We start from the raw sequence: 15,798 nt of genomic DNA, 5'->3' as shown, positions 1-15,798 counted from the left end.
GTTTATCCCGTCAGTAGAGCTTACCGGCGCCCATCGCGAGATGCTCGACGATGGGACCGAGGGCGAGGGCAGGCAAAAAGGTCAGGCCACCGACGATCAGGATAACGCCGATCACGAGGCCAATGAACAATCCGCCATGCGTGGGGAACGTGCCGGCGGAAGGGGCGACAGTCTTCTTGCCGGCAAGCGAGCCGGCCAGAGCCAGCGACGGAATGATGACGAAGAACCGGCCGATCATCATGGCGATCCCGAGCGTGACGTTCCAGAAGCTGTTCGCCGTGAGACCGGAAAAGGCGCTGCCGTTATTGGCGGCAGCCGAGGTGTATTCGTACAGGACTTCCGTAAACCCGTGCGGCCCGCTGGCCGACATCGCCGAGGTGCCGGAAGAGACCACGATTGCGATCGCCGTCAGCGTGAGAACCAGCATGGGCGGCACCAGGATGCCCAGCATGGTCATCTTGATCTCGCGCGCCTCGATTTTCTTGCCGAGATATTCCGGCGTGCGCCCGACCATCAGGCCCGCGATGAAGACGGCGACGATCGCGAAAAGCAGGAAGCCATACATTCCCGAGCCGACCCCTCCAAAGATCACCTCGCCGAGCATCATATTGACCAGCGGAACCATCCCGCCCAGCGGCAGGAAGCTCTCGTGCATGGCGTTGACCGCGCCACAGGAAGCATCAGTCGTCACAGTGGCGAAAAGCGAGGACGCCACGATCCCGAACCGCGTTTCCTTGCCTTCCATGTTGCCCAGACCCGGATCGACGCCGAGCGCCGCGAATGCGGGGTTGGCGTGCGCCTCGGACCAGTAGGTCACGGCTACCCCCACGACAAACAGCACCGCCATCGCGGAAAATACCGCCCATCCTTGCCGCCGGTCGTTCACCATGCGCCCGAAAGCGGACGTCAGGCCGGCGCCGATCACGAAAATTGCCAGCATCTCGACAAGATTCGTAAGAGGCGTTGGATTCTCGAACGGATGCGCCGAGTTCGTGTTGAAGAACCCGCCACCGTTGGTTCCCAGCATCTTGATCGCTTCCTGCGAGGCAACCGGCCCGACGGCGATGGTCTGGCGCGCGCCTTCGAGCGTCGTGACCGCAATGCTGTTCGAGAAGGTCTGCGGCACGCCCTGCCAGACGAGGAACAAGGCCAGGATCACGCTTCCGGGGACCAGCACGTAAAGCGTGATCCGCGTCAGATCGACCCAGAAATTGCCGATCGTCTTCGCGCTCTCCCGTGAGAACCCCCGGAATACCGCGAACGCTATCGCGATACCCGCGGCGGCCGAGGTGAAATTCTGCACCGTCAACGCCAGCATCTGGCTGAGATAACTCATCGTCGTCTCGCCGGCGTAACTCTGCCAGTTGGTGTTCGTCATGAAACTGATGGCGGTATTGTAGGCAAGGTCCGGTGTAATCGTGCCCATTCCTACCGGATTTAGGGGAAGATGCACCTGAAAGCGCAGTAATGCGTAAACAGTCAGGAAACAGAGCAGCTTGAAGACCAGCATGGCGACGGCGTAGCCCCACCAGCTTTGCTCGCGAGCCGCATCTATACCGGCGAGCCGATAGAGGCCTGCCTCAAACGGTCCAAAGAAGCGTCCGATGGCTCCCCTGGCTCCGCCCATCACACGCGTCATGGCATTGCCAGCGACGGGAGCAAGTAAAACCGTCGCGAACAGGAATGCGGCTATGAGCGTCCAGCCAGCGATCGTCATTTTTTCAGAACCTTTCCGGCCGTACCAGCGCGAGAAGGACATAGGCCAGAAGGCCAACGGTCACCGCGCCGCCAAGAATGAGATCCAGGGTCATGACGCTAGATCCGTTCACAAAAGGACAGGAAGCCGAGAGAAATCAAAAATCCCACGATCCCAAGTCCACAATAAAGAATATCAAGCATAGAAGTCCCTTCCTTCTGCCAGGACATGTTATCGCAGCATCCGCATAGGAAAGAGAGAGGGTGTTCGCGGCCTCAGTATATGAATCTCATAGGAATTCAGGTGAAAATGCAGGGCAGAAAGGCCCTTGCTCTTGTCAGACTCATGACCCGATGCCTACTCGGCTAAGAAAAATCTCAAGCCGGGAATGATCGCTGGTATGAAATATGTGGCCTACATTCTGCAGCGTCTCCGACGATTGCGCGGCACGTTCTGCCTGGTGGGCGGAGTGGAAATCATGACGCTTCCGTGCCCGTCTGAAACCAGGGCAAACCCCGCCATAGTGCGCCGGCTCGGCTTCGCCGCGATGACGTTCCTGGCAACCTCTCACTGGACCATACCTCGCGCCTTTGCGGACGATCTCGGAAGCTGGGCGAAGACCATCACCTACGGCGCGCAGATCGAAGGGGGAATCAACGCCAATCCCGCCCGGCCCGATAACGGCGTCAATTTCGGCCAGTTCTTCGGCGACCGTGCCAATCAACCGCAGCTCGACCAGATTCTTCTGACCGTCAACCGCACTGTCGATACGACCGCGCATGACTATCAGATCGGCTTCTTCCTTCAGGGCATGTACGGCTCGGATGCGCGCTATTTCCAGATCGCCGGGATTACTTCGAGCGCGATTTCCAGCCGCTACCAGTTCATCCTCCCCCAGGCGCATCTCGACCTGCACCTGCCCTGGCTGACCCGGCACGGGCTGGATATGCAAGCGGGTATCCTCACCTCTCCGATGGGTGTGGAGTCCTATGACCCCTCCCTGAGGCCCTTCTACACGCTGTCCTACACAACCCAGTATTCCACCACCTTCGAGCATGTCGGCGCGATGTTCCAATGGCATGTGGATGACCATTTCAGCGCGCTTTTCGGTGTGGATACTGGCAATCAGGTCTCGTTTGGCGGCGGCGACAACAATCACGCGGCAGCCGGCTATTTCGGCGTCAACGGCAGCGGCCTGCTGGGCGGGAAATTCTCCTTCACCTATCTCGGTCGCGTCGGCCCGGAAGACGCCATCCGGGCGCTAGGCAAGCAGGCCAATTCCGCCCAGCGGTTCTGGAATGACCTGAACGGAACTTATAAGATCAACGACAAGCTCTCCGTAACGGCCGAGTTCAACTACATGCATGACGACGGCCTGCGCGCGGATGCCTACAGTTTCGTCAGCTATGTCAGCTATCAGGTCACACCAAGCCTGACACTGAACTATCGCGGCGAAATCTATCGCGACAATACGGGTCTGTTCGTCACCTCGTTCTTGGGCGACACCTCCTATGTCCGGGCCACATTGGGCAAGAGTGCCTATACCCAGTCCGCCCCGCCCACCACCTATGGCGCGCTCACGCTCGGCGCGAACTGGCATCCCACCCTCGGACATCACGTCAAGCTGTTCGAGATTCGCCCGGAAATACGCTTCGATCGCTCCCTCAATGGCACGACGCCCTTCAACGACCTGCGCAACACAGGGCAGTTCACCTTCGGCGCGGACGCAGTGCTCGGCTTTTGAGGACAGGCAATTCTTAACGCAACAACTCACATCTCGAAAGAATGTGCAGAACACGCGGCTTGATCAATCAACATCACCGGAGATGAGATAGTGTCTTTAACAGCACCGGCCGCCGTTCAGGTCGGAAAGGGGTCAGCGGGACATGATGCTCGTCCTGCCGGCTTTGCCGCAATATTAGGCGCGCTCGGGGTCGTGTTTGGCGATATCGGCACCAGTCCGCTTTATGCGTTGCGCACGACTGCCCAGGTCGTATCGGATCATGGAACCATCGCCGCGAGCGAGGTGCTGGGGGTCGAAAGCCTCCTGTTCTGGACGCTGATGCTGATTGTGACGGTAAAATATGTCATTCTCGTCATGCGCGCAGACTATAATGGCGAGGGTGGCATTATCGCCCTGATGTCTCTGGCGCAGCAGACCGCGAAGCGTAAATCCGTCAAGCTTCTTCTCGGCATGACCGGTGTCATAGGAGCCTGCCTGTTCTTTGGCGATGGCATCATTACACCAGCAGTTTCGGTCATCTCGGCAATCGAGGGCATCGAGGTTTCCTTTCCGGCCGCGAGCCATCTTGTGGTTCCGTTATCAATTGCCGTTCTGATCGGACTGTTCTCGATCCAGTTTCATGGCACGGGAAGGATTGGCATCATCTTTGGTCCGGTGATGGTGGTCTGGTTTCTGATGATCGGGATTTTGGGTATTCTGGCGATCATTCATCATCCTAGCATTTTGCTCGCACTTTCTCCCATCTATGCAATCATGTTCATCGCCCAACATGGTTATCTGTCGTTCCTGGCCCTTGGTTCCGTAGTCCTGGCCGTGACCGGTGCCGAAGCCCTTTATGCCGATATGAGCCATTTTGGGCGCAGGCCAATTCGTGAAGCATGGTTATTTTTTGTCCTTCCCTGTCTGGCACTCAATTATTTCGGTCAGGGGGCATTGCTGATCTCTGATCCGGCAACGATCTCCAATCCGTTCTTTCTGCTGGGACCGCAATGGCTCCAGGTCCCCATGATCATCATATCGACAATTGCAACTGTCATCGCCAGCCAGGCGTGCATATCCGGGGGGTTCTCCTTGTGCCGGCAATTGATCCAACTCGGTTATGTGCCACGCATGCGAATCATGCATACAAACCCAACGGAAGAGAGCCAGATATACCTGCCCGGTCTCAACCATTCGCTCATGGTGGGCGCGTTGCTTCTGGTCATCGCGTTCCGTAGTTCCGAAGCTCTGGCGTCTGCCTATGGCATCGCCGTGACCGGCACATTCCTTTGCACCTGCATTCTGGCGGCAGTTGTTTATCGGGATCGGTACAAATGGTCTCCCTGGGCGACCATCGCCGTGTTTGGCGGTTTTTTTATCATAGACGGAATTTTCTTCGCCTCGAACACATTGAAAATCATTGAGGGCGGATGGGTACCAGTCCTGCTTGCAGCGGTGCTTATCCTGATGATGTTCACGTGGAAAAAAGGACGAAGTCTCGTTCTTGCGCGGCAACAGCATGACGCTATGCCCGTAGCGGCATTCATGGCACGCCTCCCTCATTCCCGAAGCATCATCCGCGTGCCAGGGACAGGCGTGTTCATGACCGCAAATCCTGAATTTATTCCTACATCTCTTCTTCATAATCTCAAGCACAACAAGGTACTGCATGAGCATGTCATTCTTCTGACGGTAAAAAATCTCGATCTTCCGCAGGTGATGACTGATCAGCGCGCGGAAGTCGCGGAGGTCGCGCCTAATATTTATCGCGTCACTCTTCGTTACGGCTTCATGGAAATGCCCAACCTGCCGTCCGCGCTGGCGCAACTACAATTTGAGAGTACCGGTTTCGACGTTTCGCAGGCTTCCTACTTCGTCTCTCGCGAATTGCTTGTTCGTTCGCAGCCGTCCCATATCTCGCGTTGGCGCATGGCGCTCTTTCTTCTTATGACAAAAAACGCAACGCCTATTACCGACTTCCTGCGCATTCCACTCGATCGAGTTGTCGAACTTGGCGTCCGTATCGGGATCTGATGATCCATCGCGCCGTACGAAGCGGCGTGGTATACCGACAAAAATAAGGTGCATGGAAAAATGGTATAAAATTAAAGCGAAGTTTGACCTGTCTCAATCTGAATAAATCCAGGCATTCCTGTCGAAAACCAGAGGAATTTCTTACAATATGTTCAAAGAACGTATTTTTGACCTGTTCGAACAATGTGTGATGACGATACTAAGCGCGATCATCATGCTGATCGCGAGCGTTTCCCTTCTTCATCTCACGGTGTCGGTCGTAGTAATACCAACGGTTATAGGTACTGACCCGTGTGTGCCCATTTCCTGAGTCCGATGGATCGGATGGTGTCAGGCAGGGCGGCAAGCTTGTTCCAAGCGGAACAGGCGGCGTCGATGATATGATCGATGCCGTCGAAGACGGTGTTGGACAGCCAGTTGGCGCGCAGGAACTGCCAGACATTTTCGACCGGGTTCAGTTCGGGCGCGCGGGACGGCAGGAAGATCAGGCTGATATTGCGGGGCAGCTTCAGCTTGTCGGTGGTATGCCATCCTGCGCGATCGAGCAGCACGACGGCGTGGGCACCGCGGACGACGCAGCGCGAGATTTCCTCGATGTGCAGTTGCATGCTGGCGGTGCCGATGAACGGGAGCGCCAGGCCGGCGGCTTTGCCACGCGCCGGACAGATCGCGCCGAACAGCCAGGCATTCTCGTAGCGCTGATCAGCCGGCTGGCGTGGCCGCGTGCCACGCCGGGCCCATTGTCGGACGATGCCGTTCTTCTGGCCGATCCGGGCCTCGTCCTTACATGAGGGTTCAGGTGTCAACGTATTTTCGCGATGGCGTGTCTCCTGTCCCTATGGTCTTAAGTCAGGTGCTTTTATGGGCTCGGGGCCCTTCCGTATCGCAGCAGCGGCTGCATCACCTTACATGCGGTCGGATCGCGCGAGCGACCCGCACCATAATGCCTCTTGCACGAGGCTCTGCCCCGACGACGCGCGACCCACCTGAAACGCGGTAGCGTGGCGCTACCAAAGAAGAAGACGGTCGCGTTCCCCGTATCGCCGCCGACGACTGATCGGCCCGCGGCACTTCTGTCTATCTATTCTGCGGTCGTTCCGGTGCCGAATGCGAGACCGTCCGGTATCGATCCTGTCTCCACATAGCGCCAAAGCGCAATCAGAAGCTTTCTCGCCATGGCCACGATCGCAATGCGGCGTGTCCGCCCTTTCAAGGTGCCGACGCGCTCACGAAACCATGAGGCGAGCCCGCTTGCGGGCTGATAGCGTAGCCAAAGCCAGGCGAGTTGGATCATCGCCGTCCGCGCTCGCGGGTTTCCGGCCCGGCTGATGCTTCGATCACGATCCATGCTGCCACTTTGATAAGGCATAGGCGTAATGCCGACGTAACTGGCCAGTTGGCGACGGTTGTCGAAGCGGCGATAGAACACCTCCCGAACGAGAACGGCAGCGAAATTCTCGCCGATGCCGCGGATCTGTTTCAGCGAGACGATCTTTTGAGTCACACGGTCATCCATCGCTGCGGCGTCCAGTGTCTTGGCCCGTTCAGTTTCCAGTTCTCGGATCAGTTCCAACGCCAGGAGAAGCCGACGACGCAGGCGGTCGAGTTCAGCACGAAGGAACGGCGGCAGTTCCCGCCCGTCGCCCGTGCGCAACGCGGCGACGTCGCGTTCCCAGGACCGTAACGACGGTCTACCCCGGATGCCCTGGGTAAACAGCAGCGCCTCTATTCTGTTTTCGATACGCAGCCTTTCCTGAACAAGGTGTTCGCGTTCGCGGTGTGTACGTTTGGCATCCTCCTCGTCGGGCGTCGGCACACGCACCATGCTGCATATCTGGCGATCACCATTGAGCCATGCCGCAAGAACACGCAGCATGCCTTCCGCGTCGAGACGGTCCGTCTTGGCCCGACGTGCGCGACGATTGACCAGAATGCTCGTGGGCTCAAGCACATACGCGGCGATGCCGTGCGCTGTCAGCAAACGATACAGGCAGAAGCCATCGCGGCCGGCCTCGAAACAGCATGACACCTCCGCGACATCACCCGGCTGGGTCGACGCGCGCGTTTGAAGCTCCGCGATCAATTTCAGCAGCCCTGAGAGCCCGATCCGAAAGTTCTTCAACCGTGACAATGCCTTGCTGTCCGTCGTGTGAGCATTCGGATCGAGGCGATCAATGTCCATGCGGTTGAGGAAGCAATGGATTGTTCCCAGTCTTTGGCGAGCCGCCTGCACCGTCCCAGCCATGCGAATGTCCGTTCAACCACCCAGCGGCGCGGCAGGATCTGAAAGCCCTTCGCCGTATCGGACCGCCTGATGATTTCAAGGGTCCATTTTCCCATGGAGGCGAGCGCGGATCGCAATTTGTCGCCAGCATAGCCGCCATCAGCGAAGATGTGGCGCAGCCAGGGAAAGCGCCTGCGTATCGCTGCCAGGACATCAACAGCCCCATCACGGTCCTGGATGTCGGCGGCATGAACGAGGAGAAAGATCAGGAAGCCGCAGGTATCCGTCACAATATGGCGCTTGCGGCCCTTGACCTTCTTCCCCGCGTCATAGCCCGAAAGCCCGCCACTTTCCGTGGTTTTCACCGACTGGCTGTCAATCACGCCCGCGCTCGGAGAGGCTTCACGCCCCTCGATCTCGCGCAGGCTCATGACCAGCACCGTATTCATGACTTCGAACACTCCGGCACCACGCCAGGCGTAAAAATAGCGCCTGACGGTCGAGACCGGCGGAAAGCATTTCGGCAGCAGGCGCCACGCACACCCGGCCGAGGCTATGTAGAGCATCGCGTTGACCACCTCGCGCATATCCGTAGTGCGGGGGCGACCGCCCCGTTTCGCCGGGGGTACAAATGGCATGATCAAAGCCCACTCCCCGTCCGTCATATCCGATGGATATCGCAACCCTTTCCGGTATGTTCACGTTGGGCAATACCAGTCCATGTCACCATTCACTCCATCTCTTCGCAAAGACGGATGAATCACAACAGGCTGGTATTGTTCAAAAACTTTCGGATCGGGCTCTGAGGCGTCTCCACCTTCGAGGCGATGCAATCGGGATTTCGTGGCTCCCGAGATAGTCTTTACCGCGACAAGCCAGGAGGAAACGCTGAGTTCGATGGCAATGTGAATGGCGTTCTCGGATGACATGGCAGGAACTCCCTCGTCATTGGTGCTGACACGCTTGAGATTGAGCCTTTCTTGCCGGCGGTGTCTGCCCTCATAGCATCTGGAACCAGATCTCGATCGGCTTGCCCTTGGGCAGATGGCCGGTATGGGCATTCAGGATGCGGGGGAAGTTTTTTTGAATGCCTCCATGACGCCAGCGTCCTGACCCGGGTGACGTGGCCGGGCGCTGACATAGGAAAAACCAAGCCGTTTCAGCAGAGTGGACACATGACGCTCATGATAGACGACGCCGAAGCGCTCTTCGATCACGCGTTGCAGATCGACCCGGCGCCAGCGCACCACGCCATCGCGCTGCCGATCCGGGCCTGCCTCGACCAGGGCCTTCAATTCGGTCTGCTGTGCGACACTCAGACGGCAGGCCGGCCCTGCGTGCAGATGATCGCGCAGGCCATCCGGCCCTTCAGCATTGAAGCGGTGAACCCAGTCCCGCAGCGTCTGGCGGTCCATGCCGCCTACGCGGGCCGCATCGGTGCGGCTGGCCCCGTCACGGATCGCCGCCAGGGCCAGAAGCCGGCGCGCAGCGTTCGCCTGCCGGCTGCGCGCCGCAAGTCGCCTCAGCTCAGAGGCCGAATAGTCATCCCGTAGCTTCACCGCTCTCGTCATCAGCCAGATCCTCCCAAAATCAAGAGAATCAGAGCCGGCGCCGTTCGTCACTTCACACACGAGTCAGTGGCTACGGCCTTTGGTATAATGCTTGCCGAACGCGGAATAAGTTCGACCACACCTGAGAATCTTCAAGCAATTTTTGGAATGTTTTTTACAATTTTAATTGCACTTGAATTCAAGAGATCATTTATTATGCCGTCCACAGGAAAACAGCATGGTATTATTCGTATCGAGCCAATTCTTCTTATCGGTATGTTGGCAACCGTCAGAGCCCGATCCGAAAGTTTTTGAACAATACCAGCCTGTTGTGATTCATCCGTCTTTGCGAAGAGATGGAGTGAATGGTGACATGGACTGGTATTGCCCGACGTGAACATAGCCGGGAAGGGTTGCGATATCCATCGGATATGACGGACGGGGAGTGGGCTTTGATCATGCCATTTGTACCCCCGGCGAAACGGGGCGGTCGCCCCCGCACTACGGATATGCGCGAGGTGGTCAACGCGATGCTCTACATAGCCTCGGCCGGGTGTGCGTGGCGCCTGCTGCCGAAATGCTTTCCGCCGGTCTCGACCGTCAGGCGCTATTTTTACGCCTGGCGTGGTGCCGGAGTGTTCGAAGTCATGAATACGGTGCTGGTCATGAGCCTGCGCGAGATCGAGGGGCGTGAAGCCTCTCCGAGCGCGGGCGTGATTGACAGCCAGTCGGTGAAAACCACGGAAAGTGGCGGGCTTTCGGGCTATGACGCGGGGAAGAAGGTCAAGGGCCGCAAGCGCCATATTGTGACGGATACCTGCGGCTTCCTGATCTTTCTCCTCGTTCATGCCGCCGACATCCAGGACCGTGATGGGGCTGTTGATGTCCTGACCTTGCCCCCTGAAATGCCCTCGCATTGAAGTAAGGTCTGTCCACTGGAGACAGACGATGAAGAAAGCGCGATTTACGCAGGACCAGATTATCGGGGTCCTGAAAGAGCATCAGGCGGGCGCTACGGCTGCGGATCTGTGCCGCAAGCACGGGATCAGTGACGCGACCTTCTACACCTGGCGGTCGAAATACGGCGGGATGGAGGTGTCGGAAGCGCGGCGCCTCAAGGCTCTTGAAGAAGAGAACGCGAAGCTGAAGCGGCTTCTGGCGGAGAGCGTGATGGACGTCTCGACGCTGAAGGAACTACTGGCAAAAAACTCGTGACGCCCGGTTTGCGGCGGGAAGCCGTGACCTGGGCGATCCGGGAGAAAGAGTATTCGCAGCGACGGGCCTGCCGGCTGATCGGCATGGACCCGAAGACCTGGCGCTATGCGTCACGCCGCCCGGATGATGCCGCAGCGCGCGGGCGGCTGCGCGAACTGGCTGGGGAGCGACGGCGATTTGGCTACCGGCGACTGCATATCCTGCTCGGCCGGGAAGGAATGACGATGAACCACAAGAAGCTGTTCCGGCTGTATCGCGAAGAGGGGCTGTCGGTCCGCAAGCGTGGCGGCCGGAAACGGGCGCTGGGCACGCGCTCGCCGATGATGCTGCCCGACGGGCCGAACCAGCGCTGGAGCCTGGATTTCGTCTCGGATGCATTGAACAACGGACGGCGCTTCCGGGTGCTGACGGTGGTCGACGACTACACGCGCGAATGTCTGGCGCTGGTGGCGGACACCTCGTTATCAGGCGAACGCCTCGGTCGTGAACTCGACCGGATCGGCGAGCATCGCGGCTGGCCGCTGATGATCGTTAGCGACAATGGCACCGAGATGACATCGAACGCGATCCTGGCCTGGCAGCAGAAGCGATCGGTGCTGTGGCACTATATCGCACCGGGCAAGCCGCAGCAGAACGGGTTCGTCGAGAGCTTCAACGGCCGGTTCCGCGACGAATGCCTCAATGAGCATCTGTTCCGTAACATCGCCCACGCTCGGACGGTCATCGAGGACTGGCGGGCCGACTACAACGCCGTCAGGCCTCACACCAGCCTCAATGGCATGACGCCAGAGGCTTTCGCTCAACACGCCACCAAGGCATACAACAATACACAGACCCTAACTCAAAACTGAGGGCACGTTCGGGGCAGGGTCAGACCATCTGTGCGGCATGTTTGAGCATGTATCCGACGAATGCGATGACGTGGAAGCCTGCGAGCGTGGTCGCGTATCTTTCGTAGTCCTTGACCAGCCTGCGACAGCGCGTGGCCCAGGCAAAGGATCGCTCCACGACCCAGCGACGCGGCAACAGGACAAAGCCGCGCTTGGCTTCTGGCAGTTTGACCACATGCAGGGCAATGCCTTCGGCGGCAGCGGCGTCGGCCGCGACTTCGCCGGTATAGCCCTGATCGACATAGGCGAGTGTGACGTTGTCGCCGGTCGCGTCCTGGATGTCGGCGGCGAGACGTGCCACGGCGGCGCGATCGCCGACATCGGCCGGCGTCACATGAAGAGCGAGCAAGTGCCCGAGCGTGTCCACCGCCATATGCACCTTCGAGCCGCGCTTGCGCTTGGCGCCGTCATAACCGGCACGGGTGCCGCTTTCCGGCGTGGAGCGCAGCGTACGGCTATCAATGATCGCGGCCGTGGGTTCTTCCGCCCGTCCGGAGGCGAGGCGCAGCAAAGCTCGCAGATCCTGTGCCAGGGCCTCGAAACAGCCCGACGCCAGCCAGCGCTGCGATTGTTGATACACCGCCGACCACGGCGGGAAGTCGTTCGGCATGGCGCGCCAGGCAATGCCATAACGGATCACGTAACGCAGGGCATTGAACAACTCGCGCAGGGAATGCTCTCGCTGCGGCGCAGCCTCAGTCATCAGAGTGAGATAAGGAACCACCAGCGACCACTCCTCGTCGCTGACATCAGACGGATACGGCTTGCGAGGCAGAACAGGGCTCATCCAGTTCCATTAGACCCAAGCGCCGCAAAAGTACATAACACCCTCTAAACGCTTTCGTTCCGGTCTCTGATCTTGGTGGCTCAAAATGGAGAACGGATTATTATCGAACATATCCGCATGCTGCAGCATGGATCACAGAAACTAAAGAATATCTATCACGCCGGATAACATCAATCAGGGCTTGCACGCTCCTGATCTGGGGCGATAATGACCCCATTAGTCCTGTTGCCGTTAGAGAACGGTTATTGTCTCTTTCACCGAAGGCTCACTTTCACGTCGTTCGCGACGGTGATCACGATCTCCCCTAAACTCACGCTGAAATTGTAGCGAAACTCACCTGAGATCATTTTGCAGACGAGTCCTGATTACATATATCAATTTACATATCGTTCTCTCTTTTCTGTCCTGCGACATCCCGCACCCGCTCGTTAAGGAACCGCTGTCCCCTCGCCAACCGCCGGACGAGCACGTCATTGAACCGGGCATACATCTCCGCGCCCCGACCCTTGGCAGCCTCGTTCTCGTTCGCCGGGATGGGAAGCTGGTGCCTCATCCAGGCACGGGTATAGAGCGCGAATGCCTCGCCCAGCACGGCGACGGCCTCGTCCACATCGTCGATCCGCCGCCCAAGCCGGTCCAGCCGCTTGGACAGCGCCGCGTCCCGGCGTCCATCGTCCTCACCGGACACGAGGGACAGCACCGCCGCCTCGATCACCGCCGATTTCGACACCTTCCGACGCTCGGCCAGCGCCTCGACCTGCTTCAGCAGGCCCGGCTCGCAATACACGTTCATCCGCTGCCGTCTGGTCATCGCCATATTCCCGGTTTTCTGAGGGTATGGTGATAGAGTGAACTGAAATTTTTCCTGCGCAAGCCCTTGTTGGATCGGCATCGTACCGGGGCGTAGCCTGGCGTAAAATTGGCGGCTTTTGTCGGTGTTTGTCTGCATTCCGCAACGACTCGTGGTGTGGTCTTGCTATAGGCCAAGCCCCCTGCCCCGGCCCAGTTCCCAGGAGATGCCACCATGCTCGTCCATGGAGATCGCCATCTCCTTCTGGCGCTGTTTCCCGATCTCCGGCCGCCAGGGCACCAGCGAGAATTCATGCCCGCTCTCCAGCACCGCGAAGCGCCCGCTGGCCAGATCGACCGGGCCTTTCATCGTGCCCTGGATGGTCTCGAAGCGGTCGAGGGGTCGCCATAATTTCCCCCGCTTCTCGGCCATAGCCTGCCCGACCCGTTCCACTTCCCGCCCTTCCAGCGTCGCCAGCAGGTTCTTCCGATAACGGACCATGCCCTCCGGGGTAAGGCTGGCATCGCCACGGTCGAGCAGCGCCTTTTGCCGTCTCGCCAGCGCGTCACCGACTTCGCCTCCGAACCCGGCCTCCACCCGGTCGCCCTCACGGCTTATCCCGGCCACCAGACGCCGGTCGTGCCAGGACGCCCCATCTGAGCCGATCTGCGCTTCCAGATCGAAGGCCGACAGCAGCCGCACCGTCGCCTTCGGCGCACGGGCGGCGTCATAGGCGATGGAGCGTTGCTGGAAGTCTTCCGGGATGCGCCAGCGGTCGGCCTCCAGCCGCTCCACGATCCCCGCCCGACGTAGAGCCTCCAGACGGCGGATATGCCCCTTGATCAGGTCTTCCGGGTTACCCTTGATGCTCCAGCGGTCGAGCTGCATCCGCTCCAGATGGGCGGAAGGGCGATAGATCCCATCCTCGGTATGGGTGAGGATCGCCCGGTCGGATGGGCGCGGCTTGTCGGGGACCGGGGCCGCCGCGATTTCCACGATCGCGCCACCGGGGATGTCCTCCATCTGGGCAGGATCAAAGCCGCGCAGATGATGCACCCGCCCGTCGATCCCATCGACCACCAGCGACAGCTTCTCCCCCAGTTCTTCCGTCAGGTGCCTGTCCACCAGCCGTCCCGTCACCGGCCTCTCTGGTACCTCGCCATGAAGGCGGAAATGCGCCGGGTCGCGCGTCGGCGCTGTTCCCTTGTCGCGCGCCTTCAGGGCGCGGTGCATCTGCCGCGTGATGTCGTCGCGCTCACCGAGATTGCGCAGACGCTCTTCCAGCCGGTCATCGAGCGTCCATCGGCCCGGTTCCATCTGGCTGGCCAGTCCCATGCGTTCCAGCTTCGCGAGGCGCGACAGGCGCAGCCGCCGGTCCACCAGATCGGACGATGCGATGTCGCTATCAGGGCGCATGTCGAGATGGTTTTCTCGTGCCTGATCCAGCAGGACACGGTCGATACGGGTGAAGCGGTCACGGTCGATCTCGGCTTCCAGCGTCTGCCGCTGCTCGATCTCGGACACGGGACCGAGTTCCAGCGTCGCGAATTCGGAGGCGCGTTCGCGAATGCCGTGGGTGATGTAGCCGCCATCGATGACGAGGTCTTTGCCCTGGTCGTCGCGGCCATTGACCACGACATGGACATGGGGATGGGCGGTGTTGAAATGATTCACCGCCACCCAGTCCAGCCGTGTGCCGAGATCGGCTTCCATCCGCGTCATCAGGTCGCGCGTGAAGTCCGTCAGATCGTCCAACCGGTCGGCGTCTTCCGGTGAGACGATGAAACGGAACTGATGCCGGTCGTCCGCACCGCGTTCGAGGAAGGCTTTCGCATCGACGCGGTCGGTCTCCGCACCATAGAGGACGCCACGCTCGCCGTCGCGGGACGTGCCATCGCGCTGGATGTAGCGCAGATGGGCGGCGGCCCCACCTCCCTTCCCGGCCTGACGCACCACACGCGCCTTCACGGCCACACGCCGGGAACCAGGAACCTGATGCCGCCAGCCGGCGATCCCGCGCGCGCGGACGAAGGACGCGCCCCGCCCGCGTCCCACGCCACGGTAGGATGCGGAGCGCGACGCGCTCCCCGCACGCGAGGTCGCACCCAACCCGGAAGATGAGCGGCGGCCCTGGCCGTCGCCTGACCCGCCGCCTCCCCTCTTTCCGGGGAACAGGGATTGCCGGCGGACCTGTGTGCGGATGCCCGCCAGGAAGTCCGTGCGACCACGCGCCGCACCGCCCTTCGAGCGGATGCGTCCCGGTCGGGGACGGAACGCGGTGTCGTCATCCTGCGCCATGGCCAGACCTCGCCAAAACCGGGCTTTTTCCGGGGACAGTGCCGTCAGAAACGGCGGGAAACCATCACTCCTAAAAAATGACGGCTCAGACGCCTGAAATCCAGAGTGCTACTCAAACTTTCCCTAACCCCATGTGCAGACAGAGAAAACCGCAGGTCCGGACCGGCAGGAGTGCCGGTTCCTTTAATCTTGCCCTCTTAATCGGGCGGGTTTTTTGGTCAAGTTTTTCATTCTTCGTTTTCCTTTAGCTTCCTTTCACGATCACAGTTCTGCTCCTGGACTGGCATCTCGGCCCTGACTGAGGGTTCGTGGCACGCCGTGCACTCTTCCGCGCTCAGCGACGACTGATATGCCGCCCCATCCGTGGATGGGCGGCCGGCCTTTCGTCGTGGCGCACTCTTAATCGGGCGGGTTTTTTGGTCAAGTTTTTCATTCTTCGTTTTCCTTTAGCTTCCTTTCACGATCACAGTTCTGCTCCTGGACTGGCATCTCGGCCCTGACTGAGGGTTCGTGGCACGCCGTGCACTCTTCCGCGCTCAGCGACGACTGATATGCCGCCCCATCCGTGGATGGGCGGCCGGCCTTTCGTCG

At 59.7% G+C, this 15,798-nt stretch carries 10 protein-coding genes and 5 pseudogenes; 5 read left to right on the top strand and 10 right to left on the bottom strand.

The window, feature by feature from the left end; translation table 11 throughout:
• Nucleotides 1–10: 10 nt before the first annotated feature.
• Entirely contained in the window at nt 11–1,717 is a 1,707-nt protein-coding gene (kdpA, locus tag GDI_RS07380) for a potassium-transporting ATPase subunit KdpA (protein WP_041249344.1), read from the bottom strand.
• A gap of 4 nt (nt 1,718–1,721) precedes the next feature.
• The gene (gene kdpF / locus GDI_RS19030; protein ID WP_081482865.1) at nt 1,722–1,811 is read right to left on the bottom strand and encodes a K(+)-transporting ATPase subunit F; all 90 of its coding nucleotides are present in this window, start codon (nt 1,809–1,811) and stop codon (nt 1,722–1,724) included.
• A 363-nt stretch (nt 1,812–2,174) separates the two neighbouring features.
• On the opposite strand from kdpF, the gene GDI_RS07375 reads away from it, so the two are divergent.
• Both GDI_RS07375 and GDI_RS07370 read left to right on the top strand, forming a co-directional pair.
• A complete protein-coding gene (locus GDI_RS07375; RefSeq protein ID WP_012224944.1) occupies nt 2,175–3,440 on the top strand; it encodes an outer membrane beta-barrel protein in 1,266 nt (421 codons plus the stop codon).
• A 90-nt stretch (nt 3,441–3,530) separates the two neighbouring features.
• Complete coding sequence (locus tag GDI_RS07370) at nt 3,531–5,453, top strand: potassium transporter Kup (RefSeq protein ID WP_012224943.1); 1,923 nt, start codon at nt 3,531–3,533, stop codon at nt 5,451–5,453.
• Nucleotides 5,454–5,728: 275 nt separating this feature from the next.
• Here the strand turns inward: GDI_RS07370 and GDI_RS07365 are convergent.
• The 5 genes and pseudogenes from GDI_RS07365 to GDI_RS19025 all read right to left on the bottom strand — a co-directional run.
• A pseudogene (locus tag GDI_RS07365) lies at nt 5,729–6,238 on the bottom strand (IS630-like element ISGdi5 family transposase); the annotation flags it as partial.
• Between the two features lie 296 nt (nt 6,239–6,534).
• A pseudogene (locus GDI_RS07360) lies at nt 6,535–7,557 on the bottom strand (IS110-like element ISGdi7 family transposase); the annotation flags it as partial.
• A gap of 14 nt (nt 7,558–7,571) precedes the next feature.
• Nucleotides 7,572–8,407 (bottom strand): IS5-like element ISGdi1 family transposase gene (locus tag GDI_RS07355; protein ID WP_231854247.1). Its coding sequence is split into 2 segments (ribosomal slippage): nt 7,572–8,371 and nt 8,371–8,407, totalling 837 coding nucleotides; the frame shifts between segments, so codons are not numbered across the junction.
• Nucleotides 8,408–8,480: 73 nt separating this feature from the next.
• A pseudogene (locus GDI_RS19735) lies at nt 8,481–8,606 on the bottom strand (IS110 family transposase); the annotation flags it as partial.
• 79 nt (nt 8,607–8,685) lie between these two features.
• A pseudogene (locus tag GDI_RS19025) lies at nt 8,686–9,248 on the bottom strand (IS630-like element ISGdi5 family transposase); the annotation flags it as partial.
• Between the two features lie 66 nt (nt 9,249–9,314).
• On the opposite strand from GDI_RS19025, the gene GDI_RS19730 reads away from it, so the two are divergent.
• The 3 genes and pseudogenes from GDI_RS19730 (at nt 9,315) to GDI_RS07335 (ending at nt 11,293) form a co-directional block, all read left to right on the top strand.
• The gene (locus GDI_RS19730; protein ID WP_157871009.1) at nt 9,315–9,542 is read left to right on the top strand and encodes a phosphate-starvation-inducible PsiE family protein; all 228 of its coding nucleotides are present in this window, start codon (nt 9,315–9,317) and stop codon (nt 9,540–9,542) included.
• 50 nt (nt 9,543–9,592) lie between these two features.
• A pseudogene (locus tag GDI_RS07345) lies at nt 9,593–10,117 on the top strand (IS5-like element ISGdi1 family transposase); the annotation flags it as partial.
• A 58-nt stretch (nt 10,118–10,175) separates the two neighbouring features.
• Nucleotides 10,176–11,293, top strand: a protein-coding gene (locus GDI_RS07335) for an IS3-like element ISGdi11 family transposase (RefSeq protein ID WP_157864127.1) whose coding sequence is annotated in 2 segments (ribosomal slippage) — nt 10,176–10,428 and nt 10,428–11,293 — 1,119 coding nt in all. Because the reading frame shifts where the segments join, the coding sequence is not laid out codon by codon here.
• Between the two features lie 19 nt (nt 11,294–11,312).
• On the opposite strand, the gene GDI_RS07330 is transcribed toward GDI_RS07335, so the two are convergent.
• The 3 genes from GDI_RS07330 to GDI_RS07320 all read right to left on the bottom strand — a co-directional run bounded on the left by GDI_RS07330 (nt 11,313) and on the right by GDI_RS07320 (nt 15,207).
• Nucleotides 11,313–12,119 carry an IS5 family transposase gene (locus GDI_RS07330; RefSeq protein WP_041249341.1) on the bottom strand — a complete coding sequence of 269 codons (807 nt, stop codon included), beginning with the start codon at nt 12,117–12,119 and terminating at the stop codon, nt 11,313–11,315.
• 379 nt (nt 12,120–12,498) lie between these two features.
• Entirely contained in the window at nt 12,499–12,930 is a 432-nt protein-coding gene (locus tag GDI_RS07325) for a ribbon-helix-helix domain-containing protein (RefSeq protein ID WP_012224927.1), read from the bottom strand.
• A 165-nt stretch (nt 12,931–13,095) separates the two neighbouring features.
• Nucleotides 13,096–15,207, bottom strand: a complete 2,112-nt coding sequence (locus GDI_RS07320) for a relaxase/mobilization nuclease domain-containing protein (protein WP_012224926.1) — start codon at nt 15,205–15,207, stop codon at nt 13,096–13,098.
• Nucleotides 15,208–15,798 lie beyond the last annotated feature (591 nt).

The sequence above is a fragment of the Gluconacetobacter diazotrophicus PA1 5 genome, assembly GCF_000067045.1.
In the GTDB taxonomy this organism is placed as follows: Bacteria; Pseudomonadota; Alphaproteobacteria; order Acetobacterales; family Acetobacteraceae; genus Gluconacetobacter; species Gluconacetobacter diazotrophicus.
Note: the sequence above shows the minus strand (reverse complement) of the source record. Positions and strands in the feature narration are given on the sequence as shown.